Below are 25,925 nucleotides of genomic sequence, written 5' to 3' on the forward strand. Positions count from 1 at the left end.
TGCGTGGGAATGCAGTTCTGGACGCTCTGCGTCCGCTGTTGAGTACGCACTGCAACACCGAGTTGCGACGCGGAGCGTCACGAAATGCATGCCAGCATGGAGGATTGGCACGAGCGTCAACCACAATTACTCCGGCACTCAGGAACCCACCCCATGCGCCGCCTTATTTTTACCTGCAGCCTGCTGACGTTACTGGCAGGGTGCGCCAATCACATCATCGACCCCCATGGTTATGACGAGACCGGCACCGCCGCCTATTACGGCGCCCGCCATCACGGCAACCGCACTGCCAGCGGCGAGCCGTTCAATCAGAACGCGCTGACCGCTGCACATCGCCAACTGCCCTTCGGCACGCGCGTCAAGGTCACCAACCTCGACAACGACAGGTCGGTAGTCGTGCGCGTCAACGATCGCGGCCCTCACACCCGTGGTCGTCTGATCGATGTCTCTCGCGAAGCGGCCGAACAACTGGGTATGCTGCGCAGCGGGACAGCGCCAGTCCGTGTGCAGGCCCTGGATTAAACCCAACCCCCGATCACCGCCAACAAGGACACTCGTATTCTCCAGCTATCGGCCCTGCCCGCCCCCGCACTTATCCAGATGCTCAGTGGCTTGTTATTGCTGCTGATCGGGGCAGAACTGTCAGTGCGTGCAGCGGTGCATCTGGCGGCGATTTTCAAGGTCCGGCCACTGATCGTCGGCCTGACCGTCGTGGCAATGGGCACCAGCGCGCCGCAGATGGCAGTAAGCCTGCAAGCCGCGTTTGCCGATAACACCGACATCGCGGTGGGCAGTGTCATCGGCGGTAACATTTTCAATGTACTGGTGATCCTGGGCCTGTGCGCGCTGATCATTCCGTTACGCGTTGCCCGTCAGGTGTTGCACGTCGACATTCCGCTGATGATCGGTGCCTGCGTGCTGGCTATCGGCCTGTCGTGGAGCGGCGAATTCAGCAAGCTTGACGGCGCACTGCTGCTCGCCGGGTTGCTGTTCTGCCTGATCGTCATCATCCGTCAGGGCGGTCATGCGCCGCGTCACGGACATGCCGAGACAACCGCAAAACCTCGTACCTTCACGCGTATCCTCATGCTTGCCACTGGCCTGCTGCTGTTGACCGCTGGCGGACACCTGCTGGTCGACGCGTCAGTGGTGATTGCAATCCATCTTGGGCTGTCCGAACGCATCGTCGGCCTGACCATCATTGCCATCGGCACATCACTGCCAGCACTGATGACCTCGCTGATCGCAGCGTTTCGTGGTGAGCGCGATATTGCCGTGGGCAACGTGATCGGCAGCAACCTGTTCAATCTGCTGGGCGTGCTGGGGCTGACCGCACTGGTCGCCCCGGTGCCGCTGACGATCTCGCCAAATGCACTGGTGTTCGACCTGCCGATCATGCTCGGCGTGTCGCTGCTGTGTGTGCCGCTGTTTTATTCCGGATACCGGATAGACCGTCTGGAAGGCCTGTTTCTGCTGTCGTTGTACCTGACCTACGGGCTGCATATCCTGTCGATCAGCACCGGTATGGCGCTGGCCGAACGGCTTGAAAGCAAAATGCTCACGCTGGTGTTACCTGTGCTGGGCGCTGTGGTTGTCTGGGGCACGATTCGCGCCTGGCGACGTCAGCACTGACCTCCAACCCGCATCGATACAAGGAGCAAGGCCATGACAGACAAGACGATCAGTGACGGCGAACAGATCCGTCGCCAGGTGATGGGCGATGTCTACGTCGACCGCGCGCTGGGCAATGCCACCGAGTTCAGCCAGCCACTGCAGGATTTCGTCAACGAGCACGCCTGGGGCAGCGTCTGGAGTCGCGAGGGCCTGCCATTGAAAACCCGCAGCCTGATCACCCTGGCCACCCTCACCGCCCTGAAATGCCCGCAAGAACTGAAGGGCCACGTTCGTGGCGCACTGAACAATGGCTGCACGGTCGAGGAGATTCGCGAAGCGCTGCTGCACTGCGCGGTGTACGCCGGCGTGCCAGCGGCCATCGACGCGTTTCGTGCGGCGCAGGAAGTGATCGACAGCTACGTCAAAGCGGATTAGATCCAGCCGCCCCATTGCAGGATGAAAATCCCCACGTTGGTCGTGACCGCGGCAGCCAGCGTGGTGATGACAATGATCGCGGCAGCCAGCTCGTAGTTGCCGTTGGCCGTGCGCGCCATGATGTAGCTGGCAGCCGCTGTCGGGCTGCCGAAATACAGGAACAGAATCCCCAGTTCAGCGCCGCGAAAACCGGCCAGCCAGGCGGCCAGCGTGCACAGCACTGGCAGCGTGATCATTTTCATGACGCTGGCACTGACAGCCAGTTTCCCACTCTTGCGCAATGACGCCAGCGACAATGTGCCACCGATGCAGATCAGTGCCAGCGGCAGGGTCATCTGGGCCAGGTAGCTGCCGGAGGTTTCCAGCCATTTGGGCAGGCCGATGGCAAAGTAAGCGAAGGGTGAGGCGATGATCACGCTGATGATCAGCGGGTTGGCCAGCACGCTTTTGAAGATGCTCCAGGGATCGGACTTGATCACCGGGCTGTAAACCGCCAATACCACCGTCGATAACGTGTTGTAGAAGACGATGACCAGCGCGGCGAGAATCGCGCCCAGTGAAATGCCATCAGGCCCGTACATGCTGGCCGCCAGGGCCAGACCGATGACCCCGTTATTGCCACGAAACGCGCCCTGGACGTAGATCCCGCGCTCTTCGTGCGGGCAACGCCAGATCGCCCAGCACCAGGCGAATGCAAAACTCAGGAGCGTAGCGATGCTGAAAAAAATCAGCAGCTTGGGCTGCAGGGCGGTGCGCAGGTCGGCGTGAATAATGCCCAGAAACAGCAGCGCAGGCATGGTGACGTTGAACACCAGCCCGGAAGCCGCAACGATGAAGCCATCATTGATCGCGCCGATACGCCTGAGGAACACGCCCAGAAACAGCATGGCAAACACCGGGGCGGTGATGTTCAGGGTTTCGAGAAAAATAGCCAGCATGCAACGCATCCGGTCCCGTCGTTAGGTAGCTCATGATAGGCCACCGAGGACGAGCATGTTGCACGGAATTTCCGAAACCCTGATCACCGCGCCGCGTCTGTTGTTCATCAGACGATGCGGCTGACTTCCTTCACAGGCTGGAGCTTGCGCTCGAAGACCGAGACCCCGTCCAGATCGCGCAGCGCCACGGTCATCTCACCGGTCTGCCCGTCGATATTCACTTCACCAAAAAACTGAAAACCCGCGAACGGCGAGGTGTTCTGCGCAGGCGGCGCTTTCTGGAACACCAGCTCGGGACCAAAGGTCTTGTCCAGCACGTTGGGACCATAGCTACCGGCGTTCAATGGCCCGGCGACGAACTCCCAGAACGGGTCGAAGTCCTGAAACACGGCCAGATCCGGCTGGTAATGATGTGCGGCGCAGTAATGCACATCGGCCGTCAGCCAGACGCAATCGCGAATCTTCTGCGCGCGCAGGTACGCCAGCAATTCGGCGACCTCCAGCTCACGCCCCAACGCCGGACCGTCATTGCCGTTGGCGATGGCCTCCCAACGCGGTACGCCGGGGCTGACCTCGCCATCCGGCACGCCCAGCCCAATGGGCATGTCGGCCGCGATGACTTTCCACTGCGCGCGCGATGCATTGAGCTCGCGCTTGAGCCAGTCCAGTTGCTCACGGCCCATGAATGCGGTGGTCGGGCCGGGTTTGTCGGCCAGGTTGGCATCGTTGCCGGCGCGGTAGCTGCGCATATCGAGGACGAAGACGTCGAGCATCGGACCGTAGGGGATCTTGCGATAAATGCGCCCGCCGTTGTCGGCTTCCTGCAAGCGCAGCGGCGCGTATTCAAGATAAGCCTGGCGGGCACGCGAGGACAGCAGGCCGATGTCCTTGACCTTGTAGCGATCATCGAGCTGTTTGCTGGGTGACCAGTTGTTGGTCACTTCGTGATCATCCCACTGCCAGATCTGCGGGACTTCGGCGTTGAAGCGGCGCAGGTTTTCATCCATCAGGTTGTAGCGGTAATTGCCCCGGTATTCGTCGAGGGTCTCCGCCACCTTGCTCTTCGCCTCGGTGGTGATATTGCGCCAGACGCGCCCGCCCTCCGTGGTGAGCTGCTCCGGCACCGGGCTGTCGGCGTAGATGGTGTCACCGCTGTGGATAAAAAAGTCCGGCAAGCGCAAACGCATGGCTTCATAGATACGCATGCCGCCAATATCGGGGTTGATGCCAAAGCCCTGCCCTACCGTGTCGCCGCTCCAGACGAAGCGGATGTCGCGGCGCTGCTGCGGTGTGCTGCGCAAATGACCGAACCACGGCTCACCGGCGACACCGCTCTGCGCATCCTCGAAAGACACCCGGTAGAAAATCGCCTGATCGACAGGCAGCCCGCTCAACTCGACCCGCGCGGTAAAGTCGCTACGCTGATCGGCCAGCGCCGACACCACGCGGCGTGGCTGGGTGAACATGCTGCGCGTGTCCCACTCGACGACCATGCGCGAAGGCCGGTCGCTGCGGCTCCAGACGATTGCCTTGTCGCCGAACACATCGCCGGACTGCACGCCATCCATCATCTTCGGACGATCCTGCACCGAGGCGATGACCGCCGGTGCAACACCCGGTAACAGCAGACCGGCACCTACCGTTCCGACGGCCTGGATGACACGGCGACGCTTGAGATCGAACTGGCTCACGGTTATCCCCTCGCTGACAGGCAAAAAAGCACCGTAGCAGGGGAATATTGGCGCTGTATGACAACGCAGGAGATCAAGCGCATGGCAGACGCCAAAAACCCCCGGCGCCCGGTAACTGGTAAACTCCCGCGCCTTATTCCAGCCCGAGGCGCTCAGCATGTCTTCCTTGAATCAGGCGCTCAGCGTCGCCCTCGACAATCGCCAGGCGTTGCTTGACCAATTGCATGGACAGGGCACGGACTGCTATCGACTGTTTCACGGCAGCCAGGAGGGTGCCAGCGGGCTGACCATCGACCGCTACGGCCCGCAATTGCTGGTACAGAGCTTTCACACCCGCCTGGATCGCGATGCCCTGCTGGCGCTGCATGAACGGGTCAACACGCGCCTGGGCCTGGACACCCTGCTGGTCTATAACGATCGCTCGCAAGGCAACTCGCGCGTCGATCGCCACGACACCGTGTACAAGGCTGAAGACGCGGCTCTGGCCGATCATGTCGGCCACGAATGGGGGCTCAATTACCGGGTCCGCGGTCGGCATGCAGGCCAGGACCCGCTGTTGTTTCTGGACCTGCGCAACACCCGCGGCTGGGTCAAGCAGCACAGCGCCGGCAAAAGCGTGCTGAACCTGTTCGCCTACACCTGCGGCGTCGGCCTGAGTGCGGCGGCCGGTGGCGCGAGTGAAGTGTGCAATCTCGATTTCGCCGAGGGCAATCTGGCGGTGGGTCGCGAGAATGGTGCGCTCAACCCGCAACTGCCCCCCATGCAATTCATCCAGTCGGATTATTTTCCGGCGATCCGCCAGTTGGCCGGGTTGCCCATTGCTGCGCGCCGCAGCCAGCAATTGCCCAGCTACGTGAAACTGCAACAGCGCCAATATGATCTGGTCCTGCTCGATCCACCGGCCTGGGCCAAGAGCGCGTTCGGCACCGTTGATTTGCTGCGCGACTATCAGAGCCTGCTCAAACCTGCGCTGTTGACCACGGCAGACGATGGCGTGCTGATCTGCTGCAACAATCTGGCGAAAGTCAGCATGCAGGACTGGCGCGAGCAGGTGCTGCGCTGTGCCACCAAGGCCGGGCGTCCGGTGCGCGACTGCCAGGAAATGCGTCCCGCCGCAGACTTCCCGTCTCAGGATAATCAACCACCGCTGAAAACGCTGATTCTGCAACTCTGACTCGGCGCCTGATATCGTCAAGCGCAACCGGAAAATTCCTACAAGCCGCGAGGGCAGTGCCTTGGGAACCGAACAGGCATGCCATACTCCAAGGGCTTCCAAAAGAGAGAGACGCCGCTGCCCATGTCCAGAGGATTGAAACGCACACTCGGCTCCCTGCTGGCTGTGATCGCGCTCTACAGTTTGCTGGGGTTTTTCATTCTTCCCGGCGTCGCTCTGCGGATCGCCAACCAGCAACTGGCCAATTACGCCACGGTGCCGGCCAGGCTCGAACGCCTGGAATTCAACCCCTTCACCCTGGAGCTGACACTCTGGGGCCTGAACATCGGCACGCCAGGCAAGGAGCAGGTGGCGTTTGAAAAGCTTTATGCCAATCTGCAAATCAACAGCCTGTGGACGCGCGCCCTGCACCTGCAACGCGTCGAGCTGATCAAACCGCGCACCGAGCTGCTGTTCGATAAACAGGGCAAGCTCAATCTGGCGCAGCTGTTCAAGCTGCCCGCCAGCGAACCGGCACAGGACGAACCCGCCAGCAAGCCATTCCCGCTGCGTATCGACGAAATCAAACTGGCGGGAGGCTACGTTCACTTCCAGGACCTGCGCCCCAGCCAGCCCATCGAGTTTCTCTACGACGCGCTGGATTTCGAGCTCAAGAACCTCAGCACACTGCCTGAAGACAATGCCGACATGACCCTGGTCGCGGCGGGTCCGGACGGTGGGCAGATCGACTGGGTCGGCCGTATCAGCCTGATCCCGATCACCTCCGAGGGCACGCTGAAAGTCACCGACAGCAAGATGAAACTGTGGTGGCCTTATGTGCGCGATGCCTTGCCACTGGCGCTCGAGGACGGCGTGCTGAATTTCAGCACGGCCTACACATTGAACCTGTCCAGGGAAACTGAACTGAAGTTGACCAACGTCTCGGCCAGTGTTGCGCCGTTCGCGCTCAACGCTCCCGACGGTCGCCCCCTGGTACGCCTGCAACGCCTGGACGTCAGCGAAACATCGGTCGACCTGGCAAAGCAGCTGGTTACCGTAGGCAAGGTCCGCAGCCAGAAACTGGAAACCTGGGCCGCGCGTGAAGCCGACGGGCAACTGGACTGGCAAAAACTGTTCGCCAGCCAACCGGGCAAGCCCGCAGCGCCGCACACCCCAGCCGTGGACGAAAAAGCCGCCGAGCCGGCGCCTGCCACCGAGGCCTCAGCCAAAGTCAGCGCTCAACCCGTGGCGCAGAGCAAACCCTGGCAGGTCCTGTTGCGGGATGTGCAATTGCGCAACTACATGGTCCATCTGGCAGATCGCGTGCCTAAAGAGCCGGTCGCGCTGGACGTTGGCCCGCTGAATCTGGACATCCAGAATTTCGACAGCCTGAACAAGGCGCCCTTCACGCTCAAGCTGGATACCGGGCTGGGCAAACAGGGCAATCTCACTGCCGCCGGTGACGTGAACCTCAATCCGGTCAGCGCACGACTCAACGTAACCACCCGCGACATCGACCTGCGCCTCGCCCAGGCCTACATCAGCCCGTTCATTCGTCTGGAGCTGCGCAGCGGCATGCTCGGCAGCGATCTGGCGGTCGACCTGAAAAGCACCGAGCCACTGGCGTTCAGCGTCACCGGTAAAGCACAGGTCAATCAGTTGCACACGCTGGATACGCTCAAACAGCGCGACTTCCTGAAGTGGCAGCAACTGGCGCTGGAGGGCCTGGACTACCAGCACGGCAAGGGCTTGTCGATTGCCAAAGTGAACATGGATCAGCCTTACGCGCGCTTCATGATCAATGAGGACCGGACCACTAACATCGACGACCTGTTGATCCCGCAGCCAGCCGACGCAGCTACTGGCAAGACCGCCGCCCAGCCAAAGGCAGCCAGAACCCAAGCCGCAGGCAAGAAGGAAAACCCGCTGGCGATCTACGTGGGTGAAGTGAATATCAACAATGGCTCGGCAAACTTTGCCGACATGACCCTGACCCCAAACTTCGCCACCGCCGTGCAACAGCTCAACGGTCGTATCGGCACCATCGACAACCGCAAGCCTACACCGGCCCCGGTGAACATCGAGGGCAAGGTCGACCGCTATGCGCCGGTGACCATCAAGGGCAGCCTCAACCCGTTCGACCCGATGGCCAGCCTGGATATCACCACCAGCTTCAAGCGCGTCGAGCTGACCAACCTGACTCCCTACTCCGGCAAGTTCGCAGGCTTCCGGATCCGCAAAGGCCGGCTCAATCTCGACCTGCACTACCTGATCACCAAGGGCCAGCTCAAGGCCCAGAACAAGGTGCTGGTGGAGCAGCTGCAACTGGGTGAACGGGTCGACAGCCCGGATGCGCTGGACCTGCCTATTCGTCTGGCGGTCGCGCTGCTCAAGGATACCAAAGGGCGTATTTCCCTTGAGCTGCCTATCGAAGGCGATCTGAACAACCCGCAGTTCAGCGTCATGCCGATTGTCTGGCAAACCCTGCGCAATCTGGTGCTGCGTGCCGCACAGGCACCGTTCAAGATGCTCGGCGGGCTGGTCGCCGGTGGAAGCTCCGAGGACCTCGGCAGCGTAAGTTTCGCGCCAGGCACCAGTGACTTGTCGGCAGAGGCGCAAAAGGCCCTGGACAAGCTCTCGGTAGCGCTCAAGGAGCGTCCGGACCTGAAGCTGGAGATCGAAGGCACCAGCGCCGCCAGCAGTGACGGTCCATTGATCGCCCAGCAAAGGCTGGAACGCGAATACCAGTACACGTATTACAAGATCCTCCAGCGACGTGGCGACAAGGTTCCAGCCAGGGCCGGCTTGGTACAAGTCCCGGAAGAGGAAAAGGCGCCTATGCTCGAGGGTATCTACAGGACACGCCTGAAACAGCAACCGCCCGCTGAATGGGCCAGTCTGGGCAAGGAGCAACGTGCTGCCCAGATGCGTGCCGCGGTGCTCAAGTTCTGGAGCAGCAATGAGGTGCTGCTGCGCGAACTGGGCCAGAGCAGAGCCAGCAGCATCAAGGATTACCTGGTGGACAAGGGCAAGCTCGAAGACGCTCGCGTGTACTTCGTAGACGCGCAACTGGGTCAGGCCCAACCGGATGGTAAAGTCATCAGCCCTCTGCACCTCGACAGCGAATGAAGCCATTGGCACACACCCGAATCAAACGGCTGATCAACCTGACACTCGCCGCCATGGCCGGGTCAGTTGTCGCCTCGGCATATGCCAGCTCAACCCTGCGTTGCGGCAGCCAACTGGTCAGCACCGGTGACCGGGCGTTCGAAGTCCAGCAGAAATGCGGCGAACCGGTCAGCCAGGAGGTGCTCGGCACTCAGGAAACCTTCAATAGCAATTATCGAAGGTCCGAAGCCGTGAGGATCGAGGAGTGGATATACGGTCCTGATAACGGCATGTATCAGTACCTGCGCTTCGAAGGCGGGCGCCTGGTGGGCATCGAGAGCAAACGCCGCAACTGATCCCCTGCTTCCCTGCCCTTCATCTGTTTCGTCACCCCATAGAAAAGGCCCCGACTCTTCAGTCGGGGCCTTTAATGGCTACATCCTTGTAGCCTCGCATGAACCTTCCATCAATCAATGACTGCGGCTGTTCATGAGCAGTATTCGATTACTCGGCTTTCAGGCCAGCAGCCGATACGTCTTTAACACCTTTGATTTTCTTGGTGATAGCGACGGCGGTGTTTTTCTGAGCTTCGGTAACTTTTACCATGGAGGACAGGGAAACCACGCCTTTGTTGGTCTCAACCTTGATGTCGGTGCCAGGGATGCCTTTCTCGGTTACAAGATCAGCTTTGACTTTGCCGGTGATCCAGGAATCGGACACGTCTTCTTTGACTTCTTGAGTAGTGGTGTTAGCTGCCAGAACCATTGGCGCTTGGGCCGAGGTCTGTGCGAAAGCAGCATTGGCCATGGTCAGAGTCAGGGCAGTAGCGGTAGCAGCGGCAATAGCAAACTTCTTCATACGATAACTCCTGTTTTTCTCAAAATCTGCACCAGCATGTGGTGGCAGGGTTAACAGGTGTATCGCAAGCGGTGTGCCAAAAATGAGACAGTCAAAATAACCTTTATAATCAATAGCTTATGTTTTTCTCTATTTTGCTGAGTCGTGCAGATTGCCCGTTCGCTCAAACCCGGGGTTGCAAGATGCATGTTTGCACCGAGCAGTTTGCATGCTCCATGTGTAAGCCTTTAATTGCGCTCATAAAAAAAGGACTCCGAAGAGTCCTTTTTCACATGCCGCTCAGATCAATCAGACGCCCGACGCTTTCGCTGCGGCTACGTCCTTGATCGACAGCTTGATACGGCCGCGGTTGTCCACGTCCAGTACCAGTACTTCGACCTCCTGACCTTCCTTGAGGATGTCGGTCACTTTCTCTACGCGAGCATCGCTCAGCATAGAGATGTGAACCAGACCGTCCTTGCCCGGCAGGATGTTGACGAATGCGCCGAAATCGACGATGCGCTCAACCTTGCCGACGTAGATCTTGCCGATTTCCGCTTCTGCGGTGATGCCCAGAACGCGCTGACGTGCTGCCTCAGCCGCTTCCTTGGACTCGCCGAAGATCTTGATCGAGCCATCGTCTTCGATGTCGATCGAAGCCTTGGTCTCTTCGCAGATGGCACGGATGGTTGCGCCGCCCTTGCCGATCACGTCACGGATCTTGTCGGTGTCGATCTTCATCGCGATCATGGTCGGAGCGTTGGCCGACAGTTCGTTACGCGACTGACCGATGATCTGGTTCATCTGGCCGAGGATGTTCAGGCGAGCTTCCAGGGCCTGGCCCAGGGCGATCTCCATGATTTCTTCGGTGATGCCTTTGATCTTGATGTCCATCTGCAGCGCGGTAACACCTTTGGAGGTACCGGCTACCTTGAAGTCCATGTCGCCCAGGTGGTCTTCGTCACCCAGGATGTCGGTCAGAATGGCGAACTTCTCGCCTTCCTTGACCAGACCCATGGCGATACCGGCAACCGGTGCCTTCATCGGCACACCAGCGTCCATCAGAGCCAGGGAAGCACCGCAGACCGAAGCCATGGAGCTGGAGCCGTTGGACTCGGTGATTTCCGACACGACACGGATGGTGTACGGGAATACGTCAGCGCCTGGCAGCATGGCCTGGACACTGCGACGGGCCAGACGGCCGTGACCGATTTCACGACGACCTGCGCCGCCCATGCGACCACACTCGCCCACCGAGAACGGAGGGAAGTTGTAGTGCAGCATGAAGGGGTCTTTTTTCTCGCCTTCGAGGGTGTCGAGCAGCTGTGCGTCACGTGCAGTACCCAGCGTGGCAACCACCAGCGCCTGAGTTTCGCCACGGGTGAACAGTGCCGAACCGTGAGTCTTCGGCAGAACGCCGACTTCGATGTTCAGAGGACGAACGGTGCGCGTGTCACGACCATCGATACGCGGCTTGCCGTTAACGATGTTTTCGCGAACGGTGCGGTATTCGATTTCGCCGAAAGCCGCTTTGACTTCGCTGGCAGACGGGCTGCCGTCTTCGACAGCGAGCTTGGCAACGACCTGATCTTTCAGTTCGCCCAGACGCGCATAGCGGTCGGCTTTGACGGTGATGGTGTAAGCCTGGGAGATCGCGTCGCCGAACTCGGCACGGATAGCGCCCAGCAGTGCAGTCGCTTCAGGCTTTGGCTGCCAGTCCCAGGTAGGCTTGGCGGCTTCGGCAGCCAGTTCCTTGATGGCGTTGATCACGACCTGGAACTCGTCATGCGCGAACAGCACGGCGCCCAGCATCTGGTCTTCGGTCAGCTCTTTGGCTTCCGACTCGACCATCAGAACGGCTTCGGAAGTACCGGCTACGACCATGTCCAGGCTCGAAGCCTGCAGCTGCTCGTAAGTCGGGTTCAACAGGTAGCCGGTGCTTTCGTGGAAAGCAACGCGGGCAGCACCGACCGGACCGTCAAACGGGATACCGGAGATGGCCAGGGCAGCCGAAGTACCGATCATCGCAGCGATGTCCGGATCGATTTTCTTGCTGGTGGAGACGACGGTGCAGACGACCTGCACTTCGTTCATGAAGCCTTCTGGAAACAACGGGCGGATCGGACGGTCGATCAGGCGCGAAGTCAGGGTTTCTTTCTCGGAAGGACGGCCTTCACGCTTGAAGAAACCACCAGGAATCTTGCCGGCAGCGTAGGTTTTTTCCTGATAGTGCACGGACAGAGGGAAGAAGCCTTTGCCAGCGTCAGCCTGTTTGGCGCCGACCACAGTCACGAGTACGCTGACGTCGTCGTCAACGGTGACCAATACTGCACCAGAGGCTTGACGGGCGATACGGCCTGTCTCGAGGGTTACGGTCGATTGACCGAACTGAAACTTTTTGATTACCGGGTTCACGGTTTCCTACCTTTCTTTGTGGCTCTTGGGGAACTGGTTTCTTGCGAATTCTTGGGCAGCGTGGGGAATCGGCCCCTTCCACAGCCCAGATAAAACTTGAGGCTGGGAGCCTGCCAGAACCACCGGGCAAACCCGACGGATCGTGACAGACAACCAACCTCTAGCAACGTCGTTATTAGCGACGCAGACCCAGACGACCGATCAGGGCGCTGTAACGGCTAACGTCCTTACCTTTCAGGTAATCCAGCAGCTTGCGACGCTGGTTTACCATACGGATCAGACCACGACGTGAGTGGTGGTCCTTACCGTTGGCCTTGAAGTGGCCTTGCAGTTTGTTGATGTTGGCGGTCAGCAGTGCAACTTGCACTTCTGGCGAACCAGTATCACCAACAGCTTGCTGGTAGTCGGTTACGATCTGAGCTTTTTCTTCAACGCTGAGTGCCATGTGGGCAATCCTTTTGTGCAAGGAAGCGCTTCCGGAGAAACGTTTCCAACAGGCCGAGGACAGATCCTCGTATTAAAAAATGAGGTATGACCGTGCCTGTTGACAGCCATCCTCGTTCCACCCCACTCGCCGGCAAGCCGGCGGCTGGACTGGTTTCGGTCACTCTGACCGAATCAGGCGACGCGGCGCAATGCGCCCGTCTTCGGCGACTTCACCGATACCGATGAAGCGACCTTCGTGATCCTGCACGCGAACCATACCGAATTTCGGTGCGTCCGGCGCGCGTACTGGCTGACCATGCAACCAGTAAAACGAACTGTGTTCCGAAAACTTCAACAGCGGCCAGTCCAGCAGACCGCTGTCCGATGGCATGAGGAAACGGTCAACCGCTTCATTGCCGCCGTCGGCATGCACCTGCTCGAGCTCTTCCAGCGTCACTGTCTGAGCCAGCGTGAAAGGCCCGGCCTGGGTACGACGCAGCTCTGCGACGTAAGCACCACAACCAAGCTTCTCACCGATATCCTCGACCAGCGTACGGATATAGGTGCCTTTGCTGCAATCGACGGACAGACGTGCTGTGTCACCTTCGCAAGCAAGTAATTCCAGGCGCGCAATAGTAACAGAACGGGGCTCGCGCTCCACTACTTCCCCTGCACGTGCCAGCTTGTAAAGTGGCTGGCCATCACGCTTGAGGGCCGAGTACATGGGAGGTATCTGGCTGATTTGTCCGCGAAAATGCGGCAGAGCCGCTTCGATATCGTCGCGACCAACGGTCACCGGACGCGTGAGCAAAACCTCGCCTTCAGAGTCGGCAGTGGTAGTGGTCTTGCCCAGTTGCGCCAGGGTCTCATAGGACTTGTCCGAATCGAGCAGGTACTGAGAGAACTTGGTCGCTTCACCAAAACACAATGGCAGAACGCCCGTTGCCAGAGGATCGAGGCTGCCGGTGTGCCCGGCTTTCTCGGCATTGAGCAGCCAGCGAACCTTTTGCAGAGCGGCGTTGGAAGTGAAACCCAGCGGCTTGTCGAGCAGGATGATCCCGCTGACATTGCGGCGTATACGCTTGACCTGAGCCACTCTTTATTCCTCGGTACTTTCAGGCTTTGCATCCGCCGATGCAGGGCCTTCCTGATGCTGACCGTCTTCTGCCACGGCACGCTCGATCAGCGCTGAGAGATGCGCGCCACGCACGACGCTTTCGTCATAGTGGAAATGCAGTTGAGGCACGCTGCGCAGCTTCATTTCACGGGCCAGCTGCATGCGCAGGAAACCTGCGGCAGCGTTGAGCACCTTGATGGTCTGCGCGATTTCTTCGGCGCTGTCCTGGCCCATGACGGTCATGAAAATCTTCGCATGACCCACGTCACGGCTGACGTCTACGGCGGTGATGGTGACCAGACCCACGCGTGGGTCCTTGATTTCGCGACGGATCAGCTGCGCCAGTTCGCGCTGCATCTGATCGCCGATACGTTGGGTACGGCTGTATTCTTTTGCCATGCTTGTTACCTGTTACTGATCCGGGACCAAACCCTGACAGTCTGAAAGCGGCAAACGCCCGGCCTGACAATTGCCAGACCGGGCGTTGCGTTTAGAGCCCATGGGGAAAGCAGGGCATTTGCATGCGAGGCTCCCACCATGACTCCTGAAGCTCGCGATTTAGAGGCTGCGAGCCACTTGGACCTTCTCGAAGACTTCGATCTTGTCACCGACCTTGACGTCGTTGTAGCTCTTGACGCCGATACCGCATTCCATGCCTGCACGTACTTCGGCAGCGTCGTCCTTGAAGCGGCGCAGGGATTCCAGCTCGCCTTCAAAGATAACGATGTCTTCGCGCAGAACACGAATCGGACGGTTACGGTAGACAGTGCCTTCCAGAACCATACACCCTGCGATCGCGCCGAATTTCGGCGAGCGGAACACATCGCGGACTTCGGCGATACCCAGGATATTCTCCCGGACGTCGCTGCCAAGCATGCCGGTGAGGGCTTTCTTGACGTCTTCGATGATGTCGTAGATCACGTTGTAGTAACGCATGTCCAGACCTTCCTGCTCGACGATCTTGCGAGCGCCGGCATCGGCACGCACGTTGAAGCCGAACAGTACAGCGTTGGAGGCCAGTGCCAGGTTGGCGTCGCTCTCGGTGATACCACCGACACCGCCACCGACCACGCGCACTTGCACTTCGTCGTTACCCAGGCCGTTCAAGGCGCCGTTCAACGCTTCGAGGGAACCGCGTACGTCAGATTTGAGGACGATATTGAGCGTCTTCTTCTCTGCCTGACCCATGTTCTCGAAGATGTTTTCCAGCTTGCCAGCGTGAGCACGGGCCAGTTTGACTTCGCGGAACTTGCCTTGACGGAACAGAGCCACTTCACGGGCTTTCTTCTCGTCCGACAGCACGCTCATCTCGTCGCCAGCGTCCGGTGTACCGTCAAGACCCAGGATCTCGACCGGAATCGAAGGACCTGCTTCTTTGACCGGCTTGCCGTTCTCGTCGAGCATGGCGCGGATGCGGCCGAAGTTCGAACCGACCAGCACCATGTCGCCCTGACGCAGCGTACCGTCCTGAACCAGAACAGTAGCGACCGGGCCACGACCCTTGTCCAGACGGGACTCGACAACAACACCACGACCAGGGGCCGACGGGGTTGCCTTGAGTTCCAGAACTTCGGCCTGCAGCAGAACAGCTTCCAGCAATTCGTCGACGCCAGTACCCATCTTCGCGGAGACCGAAACGAAAGGCGTATCACCGCCCCACTCTTCGGACGTCACGCCATGGACCGACAGCTCGCTGCGGATACGATCGAGGTCAGCACCAGGCTTGTCGATCTTGTTCACCGCAACAACCAGCGGAACACCAGCCGCAACAGCGTGCTGAACAGCTTCGATGGTCTGAGGCATCACGCCATCGTCAGCTGCAACAACCAGAATCACGATATCCGTTGCCTTGGCACCACGAGCACGCATGGCGGTAAACGCGGCGTGACCCGGGGTGTCGAGGAACGTGACCATGCCGCGCTCGGTTTCAACGTGGTAGGCACCGATGTGTTGGGTGATGCCGCCGGCTTCGCCAGCTGCAACCTTGGCACGACGGATGTAGTCGAGCAGCGAGGTCTTACCATGGTCGACGTGGCCCATTACGGTCACAACCGGTGCACGGGAGAACGACTCACCTTCGAACTTCAGCGATTCAGCCAGGGAATCTTCCAGGGCGTTGTCGCTGACCAGCGTGACCTTGTGGCCCAGCTCTTCGGCGATCAACTGGGCAGTTTCCTGATCCAGTACCTGGTTGATGGTCACCGGGGTGCCCATCTTGAACATGAACTTGATGACTTCAGCGGCCTTGACCGACATCTGTGCCGACAATTCGCCGACAGTGATGGTCTCGCCAATGGCAACGTCACGGATGACCGGGCCGGTAGGGCTCTGGAAACCATGCGCGTTACGCTTCTTCAGCTTACCCTTGCCACGACCACCACGACGGAAGCTGTCGCTTTCCTCGTCGGTAGTGCGAGGAGCAACGCGAGGGGCCGGAGCCTTCTCCTTGACCGAAGCGCGATGCGGAGCGTTTTTACGCTCGCCGTCGCCGCCACGGGCGTTGCGGTCGTCAGCACGAGGCTTGTCAGGGCGACGCTGTTCGTCACGCTTGCGAGCATCGGCAGAAGGCGCGGCGCTGGCCGGTGCCGGAGCAGCGGCTGGCGCTGCTTCGCGCACAGGCTCGGCGGCGGCAACAGGCTCGGCAGCAGCCGGAGCCGACTGGCTGGCAGCAGGCTGGCTGCGCGCATCTTCTTCAGCGCGACGCTTGGCTTCTTCTTCAGCCTTTTGACGGGCGGCGTTTTCTACCGCACGGCGTTCATCCATCTCGCGCTTGCGCTCGGCTTCGATCTCTTCCGGGCTACGCTGCACAAAGACTTTCTTCTTGCGCACTTCAACGCTGATGCTCTTGCTGCCAGCAACGCGCAGGGTGCTGGTGGTCTTGCGCTGCAAGGTAATCTTGCGAGGCTCTTCCACCTTGGCCTTGTGACCGCTTTTCAGGTGCGTCAACAAGGCTTGTTTTTCGTTATCGGTCACAACTTGCTCGGCGGCGGTGTGCGGCAGACCTGCCTCACGCATCTGCTGTAACAGGCGCTCTACCGGTGTGTCGACCACTTTGGCCAGTTCTTTCACCGTGACTTGCGTCATGCACTTCTCTCCTCAGGCCGCGCCCAATTACTCGAACCAGTGGGCTCGGGCGGCCATGATCAACTTGCCGGCACGATCATCGTCAATGCCGTCGATGTCGAGCAGGTCATCTATAGACTGCTCGGCCAGGTCTTCGCGGGTAATTACGCCGCGCACCGCCAGTTCCATCGCCAAATCCTTGTCCATACCCTCAAGCGAGAGCAGGTCTTCGGCCGGATGGGCGTCTGCCAGCTTTTCCTCTGTAGCGATGGCTTTAGTCAACAAACGATCCTTGGCACGAGCGCGAAGCTCGTTGACGATGTCTTCGTCAAAGCCGTCGATGTTGAGCATTTCTTCCAACGGTACGTAGGCAATCTCTTCCAGGCTGGTGAAGCCTTCATCAACCAGCACCTGTGCCAATTCTTCATCGACTTCGAGCTCTTCGATGAAGTTGCGCAGGATGTCACCGGTTTCAGCTTGCTGCTTGGCCTGGATGTCCGATTCGGTCATTACGTTCAGGGTCCAGCCAGTCAGCTGACTTGCCAGACGCACGTTCTGACCGCCACGACCAATAGCCTGGGCCAGGTTGTCCGCTCCCACTGCGATATCCATTGCATGCGCGTCTTCATCTACGATGATTGCCGCTACTTCTGCAGGGGACATTGCATTGATCACGAACTGCGCCGGGTTATCGTCCCAAAGGACGATATCCACACGCTCGCCACCCAGCTCGCCGGAAACAGCCTGAACTCGCGAACCGCGCATGCCGATACAGGCACCTTGCGGGTCGATTCGTTTATCCTTGGAGCGAACAGCGATTTTCGCACGAGAACCCGGGTCACGGGAGGCAGCCATCACCTCGATGAGACCTTCGGCAATTTCCGGCACTTCAATGCGGAAAAGCTCGATCAGCATCTCTGGCGCAGTACGCGACAGGATCAGCTGAGGGCCACGGTTTTCGGTGCGAATTTCTTTCAGCAGAGCACGGACGCGAACACCGACCCGGAAAGTTTCCCGGGAAATGATGTCTTCACGAGCCAGCAAGGCTTCGGCATTGTTACCCAGGTCAACGATGACATTGTCACGTGTAACCTTTTTAACAGTACCAGAAATGATTTCACCCAGACGCTCGCGGTAGGCATCGACTACCTGAGCACGCTCGGCTTCGCGAACTTTCTGCACAATGACTTGCTTGGCGGTCTGCGCCGCGATACGACCGAATTCGATGGAATCGATTTTTTCTTCGATCAGGTCGCCTGCAACAGCACCCGGCTTTTTCGCCTGGGCCTGATCAACAGCCAATTCGTAAGCAGGATCGTCCAGATCTTCGTCTTCGACAACTGTCCAGCGACGGAAAGTCTCGTAGTTGCCTGTCTGGCGATTGATCTCTACACGCAGTTCTACTTCATCTTCAAAACGCTTCTTGGTAGCGGTGGCCAGAGCCAGCTCCAGCGCTTCAAAAATGACACTAGCCGGAACGCCCTTTTCATTGGACACCGACTCAACAACCAGCAGTACTTCTTTGCTCATCGTACGCCTCGCCTTTCGCAAGCCATTGGATCCGCGGGATCCGCAGTAACCGGCACGTCTCAGTCAAACGTGGGAATAATGTTGGCCTTGTCGATCATGTCGATCGGCAACAGGAACTCATGGTCTTCAACCTGCACCACGACATCCTGCTCCTCCACCCCGCGGAGAAGGCCTTGAAAGTTGCGTCGACCTTCGAAAGGTGAACGCAGCTTTATTTTCACTTGTTCCCCGGCGTACGAAGCAAACTGCTCAATAGTGAACAGCGGGCGCTCCATGCCAGGAGAAGATACTTCAAGGGTGTACTCGGTGCTGATTGGATCTTCTACGTCCAACACACCGCTGATCTGGCGACTGACGATTGCACAGTCGTCGACCAGAACGCCCCCTTCCTTGTCGATATAAATGCGCAGCACCGAATGCTTGCCCTGGGAACTGAAATCGATTCCCCAGCATTGGTAGCCAAGGGCCACGACCACTGGGGCCAACAAGTCCTGCAACTGTTCTAGCTTGCTCGACACCTGAACCCCCTCGTGCATGCTTTAGAAATAAAAAAATGGGCAAAAGCCCATCCCTGAAAACGCCGCTGAACATCGACGTCATGTACTGTCCAGCTAACAAAAAGCCCCTTAAAAGGGGCTCCGCTAAAACTGGTTGCGGGGGCTGGATTTGAACCAACGACCTTCGGGTTATGAGCCCGACGAGCTACCAAACTGCTCCACCCCGCGACAAAGCTGGGGCGGAAGTATACGACCGATCCATTGCTGGGTCAATCCAACATCCACCTACAAGAAAGCCCGCTAGTGCGGGCTCTCCTGTTAATTGGTACCGAGAAGGGGACTCGAACCCCTACACCCTATGGGCACAACCACCTCAAGGTTGCGTGTCTACCAATTCCACCACCTCGGCATTACAACTCTTTTTGGCGACCTCACGAACATCGCCGAATTCTGTATTACTTCTTCTCTGGGGCTTGAGGTACGTCAGCTGGAACAGCGGCTGGCTTTTGCCCTTCGAGAACCGGTACATCATCTGCTGCCGGCTTTTGCTTCACTTCCAGTACTGCCGGGTCTGGCAAACCTACCTGAGTCAGCTGTTGAGCTTTCTCTTTAGCAAAGTAACCTAACCCCAAGCTGGTTATGAAAAAACATGCCGCAAGTATAGCAGTAAACTTACTGAGAAAGGTAGAGGTTCCTTGACCTCCGAAGACAGTATTTGATGCACCTGCTCCGAACGACGCGCCTGCGTCGGCACCCTTACCCTGCTGCAGCAATACCAGAGCGACAACGCCCAGAGCGCCCAACAGGTGAAAAACGATTACGACTGTTTCCAGCATTTTTTCAGTTTCCCGCGGCGCGACAGATCGCACCGAACTCATCTGCATTCAGGGAAGCTCCACCAATGAGCCCCCCATCGATATCCGGCATGCTGAAGAGCTCGACCGCATTGGCCGCCTTCACGCTGCCGCCATAGAGAAGTCGCACGCCTTGTGCGACTTCGGCATTCTCTTTTGCCAGTTGCGCACGGATGGCTGCGTGCACTTCCTGCGCTTCCTGAGGCGAAGCAGTCAATCCGGTGCCAATGGCCCAGACCGGCTCGTAGGCAATGACGGCGTTGACCAGTGCATTGACGCCAAACTCGGCGATAACACTGTCCAGCTGACGCCCTACCACTTCAAGCGTTTGCCCCGCCTTGCGCTCTTCCAGGGTTTCACCTACGCAAAGCACAGGTGTCAGACCTTTCGCCTGGATTGCCGCAAACTTTTTGTTCAGAACATCATCCTGTTCGCCAATCAACTGACGACGCTCGGAGTGACCGACAAGTACCAGCTTGCAACCTGCATCAGCCAGCTGGCTAGATGCAACTTCACCCGTCAGCGCGCCCTGCTCAGCCTGAATGGCTGCGTCCTGCGCACCGACGATGATCGACGTGGCCTTGAGCCCATCGACCACCTGACAGGTAAACAGACTGGCAGGCATCACGGCGATATCGACGCTGCCTGGCAACGACTGCTTGCACAAACCCTCGATCAGCTCAGCGACGCTGGCGCGGGTACCGTGCATTTTCCAGTTACCAGCTACCATTGGGCGACGCATGCTACACCTCGTGGGTCAAAGTGGGCGCAGATGTTACCCAACAGTTCCGACACTGGCAAGCCGAAATCAGGCGCAAACTTCAGTAACCAGTTTTGCGAGTTCTTCGGCGTACGCCCTGACCTGCGTTTCGTCCTCGCCTTCGACCATGACGCGCACCAACGGCTCGGTACCCGATTTGCGCAGCAGCACCCTGCCACGCCCGGCCATCTGCTCGGTGACACGGGCGCAGGCTTCCTTGACCGACGGATGCGAAACCGGGTCAACACCCGACCCGGCGAAGCGGACGTTGATCAGGATTTGCGGGCACTTGCGCAATTTCAGACGCGCTTCGGCCAGGCTTACACCACTGCGACGCAGGGCCAGTATCACCTGCAATGAGGCGATAATCGCGTCACCGGTGGTAGCGTGCTGGAAACAGACTATATGACCGGAGTTTTCACCGCCAATCTGCCAGTTGCGCTCGAGCAGTTCGGCGATCACATAACGGTCACCGACATTGGCCCGAACAAAGGGAATGCCCTGCTCGGCCAGGGCCAGTTCAAGCCCCAGGTTACTCATCAATGTGCCGACGACGCCGCCCTGCAAGCGACCCCGCTCATGCAGGTCGCGGGCGATGATGTAGAGCAATTCGTCGCCATCGACGATGGTCCCGGTGTGATCGACCATCAACACGCGGTCGCCGTCACCGTCGAAACCGATGCCCATATCCGCATGCTCGGCAAGCACGGCCGCCTGCAGGGCTTCCATGTGCGTGGAGCCGCAGTCCTTGTTGATGTTGAGCCCGTCAGGTTGCGCGGAAAGCACCACGACCTGCGCGCCCAGCTCACGAAATACGTTGGGCGCCACCTTGTAGGTCGCACCGTGGGCACAGTCGATGACGACCTTGAGGCCGGCGAAGTCAGTGCTGGTAGGCACGCTGCTTTTGCAGAATTCGATGTAACGCCCGGCCGCATCGTTGATCCGCGAGACCTTGCCGAGGTTCTCGGACTCGGCCACGGTCATCGGCGCATCGAGCAGCTCTTCGATCATCATTTCGATCTCGTCAGGTAGCTTGGTGCCCTGACCGGAGAAGAATTTGATGCCGTTGTCGTAGTGCGGGTTATGCGAGGCGCTGATGACGATGCCTGCCTCGGCATGGAAGGTACGTGTCAGGTAGGCGATGGCCGGTGTCGGCATCGGGCCCAGCAAGAGAACGTCGGCACCCGCAGCAGAAAGGCCGGCCTCCAGGGCGGACTCGAACATGTAGCCGGAGATGCGCGTGTCCTTGCCGACGAGAATCCGGCAGGCGCCCATCTTGCGAAACGCCATGCCGGCGGCCCAACCCAGTTTCAGCATGAACTCGGGAGTGATCGGGAATTGCCCTACACGACCGCGAATGCCGTCGGTTCCGAAATATTTTCTGCTAGTCATGGATGCCCCACTGTTGTTATTCAGCTGCTTCGACAGCTGCGATCATGCGCACCACGTCAGCCGTTTCGGCGACATCATGCACACGTAGAATTCTTGCCCCTTTGGCCATCGCCAGAACCGCCAGGGCGAGCCCGCCGGACAGACGCTGGTCGACGGGACGCCCCAGCACAGCACCGATCATGCTCTTGCGCGAAACACCCACCAGCAAAGGCCGGCCGAGCGCATGCAGCGCTTCCATATGCTTGAACAGGCTCAGATTGTGCTCCAGTGTCTTGGCAAAGCCAAAGCCCGGATCAAGAATGATCTGCTGCTGACCGATGCCTGCAGCGATGCACTGCTTCATGCGCTCAGCCAGGAAGGCACAGACCTCGCCCACCAGGTCATCGTAGTGCGGGTCATTCTGCATGGTTCCGGGCTCGCCCAGCATATGCATGAGACAGACCGGCAAACCGGTGCTTGCGGCCGCCTCAAGCGCGCCTGGGCGCTGCAGCGAGCGAACGTCGTTGATGAGCCCGGCACCCAGCCCAGCCGTCGCCAGCATGACCTCAGGCGTGGAGGTATCCACCGAGATGATCACATCCAGCTCGCGCGCGATGACCTCGACCAGCGGGGCCACACGTTCGACCTCTTCCGATGCAGAAACTGGACGCGCACCCGGCCGCGTTGACTCACCACCGATATCGATAAGCGTCGCGCCTGCCTGCACCATTGCCTCGGCATGGCGCAGCGCAGCATCGAGCTGGCTGTAGCGGCCGCCGTCGGAAAATGAGTCAGGGGTTGCGTTGAGGATGCCCATCACGTGCGTATGGGCCAAATCAAGAACCCGGTTGCCGCAAGGCAACCGGGTTGGATACAGCGCAGATGTCATGTCAGACCTTAGTGCTCGGCAGCAGGACCGCCAATCGGAGTTTCCGGACGAGGGTCAGGCGTGATCGGAGTACCGTTGGTACCTGAACCACCACCCCAGTCACGCGGCTCGCGCGGAGTACGACCGGTCATGATGTCGTCGATCTGGTCGGCATCAATGGTTTCATACTTCATCAGCGCGTCGGCCATCGCTTCCAGCTTGTCGCGATTGTCCGTCAACAACTGCTTGGCGGTGCCATAGCAGTGATCGATGATGCTGCGCACTTCGGAGTCGATAAGCTTGGCAGTATCGCCGGAAACACTGGAGTTCTGGCTGCCGCCGCGCCCCAGGTAACCTGCATCTTCGTCTTCCGAGTACATCAGCGGGCCGAGCTTTTCAGACAGACCCCACTTGGTGACCATGTTCCGGGCGATCTGGCTGGCACGCATGATGTCATTGGAGGCACCGGTTGTGACGCCATCGAAACCCAGAGTCATTTCTTCCGCGATACGACCACCGTACAGCGAGCAGATCTGGCTGATCAACGCACGCTTGGACAGGCTGTAACGGTCTTCTTCCGGCAGGAACATCGTCACACCCAGCGCACGACCGCGCGGGATGATGGAAACCTTGTAGACCGGATCATGCTCTGGCACCAGACGCCCAACGATAGCGTGACCCGCCTCGTGGTAAGCCGTGTTGCGCTTTTCCTTATCGGACATGACCATCGATTTGCGCTCGGCGCCCATCATGATCTTGTCCTTGGCCAGTTCGAACTCTTTCATCTCTACAACGCGCTTGCCGGAGCGAGCAGCGAACAGCGACGCTTCGTTGACCAGGTTGGCCAGGTCCGCACCGGAGAAGCCCGGCGTACCGCGAGCGATAACGCCCGGGTTGACGTCTTCGCCCATTGGCACCTTGCGCATGTGAACCTTGAGGATCTGCTCGCGGCCACGAATGTCCGGCAGACCTACAACCACCTGGCGGTCGAAACGACCTGGACGCAGCAGCGCCGGGTCCAGTACGTCAGGGCGGTTGGTTGCGGCAATGACAATGATGCCGTCATTCATTTCAAAACCGTCCATCTCGACCAGCAACTGGTTGAGAGTCTGCTCACGCTCGTCATGACCACCGCCCATGCCGGCGCCACGATGGCGACCGACCGCGTCGATTTCGTCAATGAAGATGATGCATGGCGCGTGTTTCTTGGCTTGCTCGAACATGTCGCGAACGCGGCTCGCACCAACACCCACGAACATCTCGACGAAGTCGGAACCGGAAATCGTGAAGAACGGAACCTTGGCTTCGCCGGCAATGGCCTTGGCGATCAGCGTTTTACCGGTCCCCGGAGGGCCGACCATCAGCACGCCGCGCGGAATCCGACCGCCCAGGCGCTGGAACTTGCCCGGATCGCGGAGGAATTCGACCAGCTCGCCCACTTCTTCCTTGGCTTCGTCGCAACCGGCAACGTCAGCCAGGGTCGTCTTGACCTGATCTTCTGACAACAGACGCGCCTTGCTCTTGCCGAAGCTCATCGGGCCGCCCTTGCCGCCCGCCCCGCCCTGCATCTGGCGCATGAAGAACATGAACACCGCGATGATCACCAGTATCGGGAAGCTGGCCACCAGCAACTGGGTCCAGATGCTCTGCTGCTCAGGCTGCTTGCCTTCGATCACGACGTTATTGCTGACCAGATCACCGATCAGGCCATTGTCCGGGATGTTCGGGCGGATGGTCTTGAAGGTGTCGCCATCGCTGCGCTTGCCCGTAATGACGTAGCCGTCTACAGAAACCTTCTCGACCTTGCCATCCTTGACCTGCTGGATGAACTCGGAATAGTTGAGGTTCTGCGGCTCGTTCGGGCTGGAGAAGTTGTTCATCACCGTCACAAGGACAGCCGCGATGATCAACCACAGGATCAAATTCTTTGCCATATCGTTCAATTAGCTACCCTCTGAAGCAAGCTCCACGCAGCAAGCGTGCCTCGCATGATATTCACCGGCCTAACTTACTACAGAACCTACAGATGCGGCAGACACCGTCTGTAACCCTTTGTGAAACTTTGACAACATAATGTTCAGTCATGCTGCATCGGTAACGCCATTTGAAAAAAGCTATCGCGCCTTGTCAAAAACGTTCGATGCTGGCCGCGCCATCAATTCCGCGAAAGCCGCGAGCCAGCAGGTATTGCTCGCGTGACCTGTCGCGGGACGACGACGGTTTGCGCATCTGCACCTTGTCGAACAGCTTGCGAATGTCCTTGTGGTAGACATCGAAGCCTTCACCCTGGAAGACCTTGATCAGAAAATCGCCACCGGGACGCAGTACCCGACCGGCAAGATCGAGCGCCAATTCGCAGAGAAACATTGCACGCGGCATATCTACAGCGCTCAATCCACTCATATTGGGGGCCATATCGGAAATCACAAGGTCTACCTGCGTATTACCGACTGCCTCGAGGATCTGCTCAAGAATCGCATCCTCGGTAAAATCCCCCTGAATGAAGGTCACGTCGGGGATGCTGTCCATTTCAAGGATGTCGGAAGCGATCAGACGACCTTGACCGCCGATCAGACGACTGGTCACTTGTGACCAGCCTCCCGGCGCTGCGCCGAGGTCGATCACGGTCATGCCCGGACGGATGAGTTTGTCCTTTTCCTGGATCTCGAGCAGCTTGTAACTGGCGCGCGAACGGTAGCCGTCCTTCTGCGCCATTTTGACGTACTTGTCGTCGAAGTGTTCTTTGAGCCAGTTATGGCTTGTCTTGGAACGGGCCACGGGGCACCTCAAAAATAAACGAGTCGTGATTAACTGGGCGGTCCCGGACTCGCTCGGGTAAACTGGCCGCCGCTTTTAAAAGATCAGACGCAGAGGTCAGATTATGCCGCTCACTCCAGAGCAGAAGAAACAATACAAATCCATTGGCCACCATCTGAAACCGGTATTGATCGTGGCTGACAATGGTTTGACTGAAGGTGTACTTGCAGAGCTTGAACGCGCACTGAGCGATCATGAGCTGATCAAGATCAAGCTCAACATCCTCGACCGCGAAAGCCGTCTCGGCGCCATCGCAGAATTGTGCAAGGCCGGTTCTGCCGACCTGGTTCAGGTCATCGGCAAAATGGCGTTGATCTATCGCAAGAACCCAAAGGTAAACAAGCAACTGTCCAACGTCCACCGCGCGCACGGATAAAAACAGAAGTCAGGGCCGCCAAAAGCGCGCCCTGACTCTTTTTTGCCGCCGAAAG

23 protein-coding genes and 2 tRNA genes are annotated in these 25,925 nt (G+C 58.9%); 7 read left to right on the top strand and 18 right to left on the bottom strand.

Going from position 1 to position 25,925, the window contains the following annotated elements:
- The first annotated feature begins 153 nt into the window (after positions 1 to 153).
- The 3 genes from QRN50_RS21050 (at position 154) to QRN50_RS21060 (ending at position 2,049) form a co-directional block, all read left to right on the top strand.
- Positions 154 to 522 (top strand): septal ring lytic transglycosylase RlpA family protein, encoded by a 369-nt coding sequence (locus QRN50_RS21050; RefSeq protein ID WP_024641676.1) that lies wholly within the window; start codon positions 154 to 156, stop codon positions 520 to 522.
- Between the two features lie 78 nt (positions 523 to 600).
- The gene (locus QRN50_RS21055; RefSeq protein WP_024659422.1) at positions 601 to 1,632 is read left to right on the top strand and encodes a calcium/sodium antiporter; all 1,032 of its coding nucleotides are present in this window, start codon (positions 601 to 603) and stop codon (positions 1,630 to 1,632) included.
- Positions 1,633 to 1,665: 33 nt separating this feature from the next.
- Positions 1,666 to 2,049, top strand: a complete 384-nt coding sequence (locus QRN50_RS21060) for a carboxymuconolactone decarboxylase family protein (RefSeq protein WP_003400208.1) — start codon at positions 1,666 to 1,668, stop codon at positions 2,047 to 2,049.
- Here the strand turns inward: QRN50_RS21060 and QRN50_RS21065 are convergent.
- Both QRN50_RS21065 and QRN50_RS21070 read right to left on the bottom strand, forming a co-directional pair.
- Complete coding sequence (locus QRN50_RS21065; RefSeq protein WP_024639739.1) at positions 2,046 to 2,987, bottom strand: AEC family transporter; 942 nt, start codon at positions 2,985 to 2,987, stop codon at positions 2,046 to 2,048. The two genes, QRN50_RS21060 and QRN50_RS21065, sit on opposite strands and share 4 nt — an antisense overlap.
- A gap of 107 nt (positions 2,988 to 3,094) precedes the next feature.
- Positions 3,095 to 4,678: an alkaline phosphatase D family protein gene (locus QRN50_RS21070; RefSeq protein ID WP_003400204.1), complete on the bottom strand. Its 1,584-nt coding sequence runs from the start codon at positions 4,676 to 4,678 to the stop codon at positions 3,095 to 3,097.
- A gap of 157 nt (positions 4,679 to 4,835) precedes the next feature.
- Between QRN50_RS21070 and QRN50_RS21075 the strand changes: the two genes are divergently transcribed.
- The 3 genes from QRN50_RS21075 to QRN50_RS21085 all read left to right on the top strand — a co-directional run bounded on the left by QRN50_RS21075 (position 4,836) and on the right by QRN50_RS21085 (position 9,295).
- Positions 4,836 to 5,852, top strand: coding sequence for a class I SAM-dependent rRNA methyltransferase (locus QRN50_RS21075; protein ID WP_024659420.1), 1,017 nt, complete (start codon positions 4,836 to 4,838; stop codon positions 5,850 to 5,852).
- A 123-nt stretch (positions 5,853 to 5,975) separates the two neighbouring features.
- Positions 5,976 to 8,960: a DUF748 domain-containing protein gene (locus QRN50_RS21080; protein WP_192873918.1), complete on the top strand. Its 2,985-nt coding sequence runs from the start codon at positions 5,976 to 5,978 to the stop codon at positions 8,958 to 8,960.
- Positions 8,957 to 9,295, top strand: coding sequence for a DUF2845 domain-containing protein (locus QRN50_RS21085; protein ID WP_003340594.1), 339 nt, complete (start codon positions 8,957 to 8,959; stop codon positions 9,293 to 9,295). The genes QRN50_RS21080 and QRN50_RS21085 overlap by 4 nt, the downstream gene beginning before the upstream one ends.
- Before the next feature lie 148 nt (positions 9,296 to 9,443).
- On the opposite strand, the gene QRN50_RS21090 is transcribed toward QRN50_RS21085, so the two are convergent.
- The 16 genes from QRN50_RS21090 to rlmE form a co-directional block, all read right to left on the bottom strand.
- Complete coding sequence (locus QRN50_RS21090; RefSeq protein WP_024641931.1) at positions 9,444 to 9,797, bottom strand: BON domain-containing protein; 354 nt, start codon at positions 9,795 to 9,797, stop codon at positions 9,444 to 9,446.
- Positions 9,798 to 10,085: 288 nt separating this feature from the next.
- Positions 10,086 to 12,191, bottom strand: coding sequence for a polyribonucleotide nucleotidyltransferase (gene pnp / locus QRN50_RS21095; RefSeq protein ID WP_024639743.1), 2,106 nt, complete (start codon positions 12,189 to 12,191; stop codon positions 10,086 to 10,088).
- A gap of 175 nt (positions 12,192 to 12,366) precedes the next feature.
- Entirely contained in the window at positions 12,367 to 12,636 is a 270-nt protein-coding gene (gene rpsO / locus QRN50_RS21100) for a 30S ribosomal protein S15 (protein ID WP_002555121.1), read from the bottom strand.
- A gap of 159 nt (positions 12,637 to 12,795) precedes the next feature.
- Complete coding sequence (gene truB, locus QRN50_RS21105; protein ID WP_003400189.1) at positions 12,796 to 13,713, bottom strand: tRNA pseudouridine(55) synthase TruB; 918 nt, start codon at positions 13,711 to 13,713, stop codon at positions 12,796 to 12,798.
- Between the two features lie 3 nt (positions 13,714 to 13,716).
- Complete coding sequence (gene rbfA, locus QRN50_RS21110) at positions 13,717 to 14,133, bottom strand: 30S ribosome-binding factor RbfA (protein ID WP_003340588.1); 417 nt, start codon at positions 14,131 to 14,133, stop codon at positions 13,717 to 13,719.
- 159 nt (positions 14,134 to 14,292) lie between these two features.
- On the bottom strand, positions 14,293 to 16,818 hold the full coding sequence (infB, locus tag QRN50_RS21115) for a translation initiation factor IF-2 (protein WP_024639744.1): 2,526 nt from the start codon (positions 16,816 to 16,818) through the stop codon (positions 14,293 to 14,295).
- 27 nt (positions 16,819 to 16,845) lie between these two features.
- Positions 16,846 to 18,327: a transcription termination factor NusA gene (gene nusA / locus QRN50_RS21120; protein ID WP_003340582.1), complete on the bottom strand. Its 1,482-nt coding sequence runs from the start codon at positions 18,325 to 18,327 to the stop codon at positions 16,846 to 16,848.
- Between the two features lie 59 nt (positions 18,328 to 18,386).
- Positions 18,387 to 18,845 (bottom strand): ribosome maturation factor RimP, encoded by a 459-nt coding sequence (gene rimP, locus QRN50_RS21125; protein ID WP_002555126.1) that lies wholly within the window; start codon positions 18,843 to 18,845, stop codon positions 18,387 to 18,389.
- A gap of 130 nt (positions 18,846 to 18,975) precedes the next feature.
- Positions 18,976 to 19,052 (bottom strand) — tRNA-Met (locus QRN50_RS21130).
- A gap of 95 nt (positions 19,053 to 19,147) precedes the next feature.
- Positions 19,148 to 19,233: transfer RNA gene (locus tag QRN50_RS21135), tRNA-Leu, on the bottom strand.
- 46 nt (positions 19,234 to 19,279) lie between these two features.
- Positions 19,280 to 19,660 (bottom strand): preprotein translocase subunit SecG, encoded by a 381-nt coding sequence (gene secG, locus QRN50_RS21140; protein WP_003313628.1) that lies wholly within the window; start codon positions 19,658 to 19,660, stop codon positions 19,280 to 19,282.
- Positions 19,661 to 19,664: 4 nt separating this feature from the next.
- The gene (tpiA, locus tag QRN50_RS21145) at positions 19,665 to 20,420 is read right to left on the bottom strand and encodes a triose-phosphate isomerase (protein WP_011268882.1); all 756 of its coding nucleotides are present in this window, start codon (positions 20,418 to 20,420) and stop codon (positions 19,665 to 19,667) included.
- Positions 20,421 to 20,486: 66 nt separating this feature from the next.
- Positions 20,487 to 21,830 carry a phosphoglucosamine mutase gene (gene glmM / locus QRN50_RS21150; RefSeq protein ID WP_011268883.1) on the bottom strand — a complete coding sequence of 448 codons (1,344 nt, stop codon included), beginning with the start codon at positions 21,828 to 21,830 and terminating at the stop codon, positions 20,487 to 20,489.
- Positions 21,831 to 21,846: 16 nt separating this feature from the next.
- Positions 21,847 to 22,698, bottom strand: coding sequence for a dihydropteroate synthase (gene folP / locus QRN50_RS21155; RefSeq protein ID WP_011268884.1), 852 nt, complete (start codon positions 22,696 to 22,698; stop codon positions 21,847 to 21,849).
- Positions 22,699 to 22,706: 8 nt separating this feature from the next.
- Positions 22,707 to 24,611, bottom strand: coding sequence for an ATP-dependent zinc metalloprotease FtsH (gene ftsH / locus QRN50_RS21160; protein ID WP_003313633.1), 1,905 nt, complete (start codon positions 24,609 to 24,611; stop codon positions 22,707 to 22,709).
- Positions 24,612 to 24,804: 193 nt separating this feature from the next.
- A complete protein-coding gene (rlmE, locus tag QRN50_RS21165) occupies positions 24,805 to 25,455 on the bottom strand; it encodes a 23S rRNA (uridine(2552)-2'-O)-methyltransferase RlmE (RefSeq protein ID WP_003313635.1) in 651 nt (216 codons plus the stop codon).
- Between the two features lie 103 nt (positions 25,456 to 25,558).
- Here rlmE and QRN50_RS21170 point away from each other — a divergent pair, with 103 nt between their 5' ends.
- Positions 25,559 to 25,870 (top strand): YhbY family RNA-binding protein, encoded by a 312-nt coding sequence (locus QRN50_RS21170; protein WP_003340569.1) that lies wholly within the window; start codon positions 25,559 to 25,561, stop codon positions 25,868 to 25,870.
- Positions 25,871 to 25,925: the final 55 nt, after the last annotated feature.

It is taken from the genome of Pseudomonas sp. MEJ108 (assembly GCF_030208985.1).
Lineage (GTDB): Bacteria > Pseudomonadota > Gammaproteobacteria > Pseudomonadales > Pseudomonadaceae > Aquipseudomonas > Aquipseudomonas fragariae.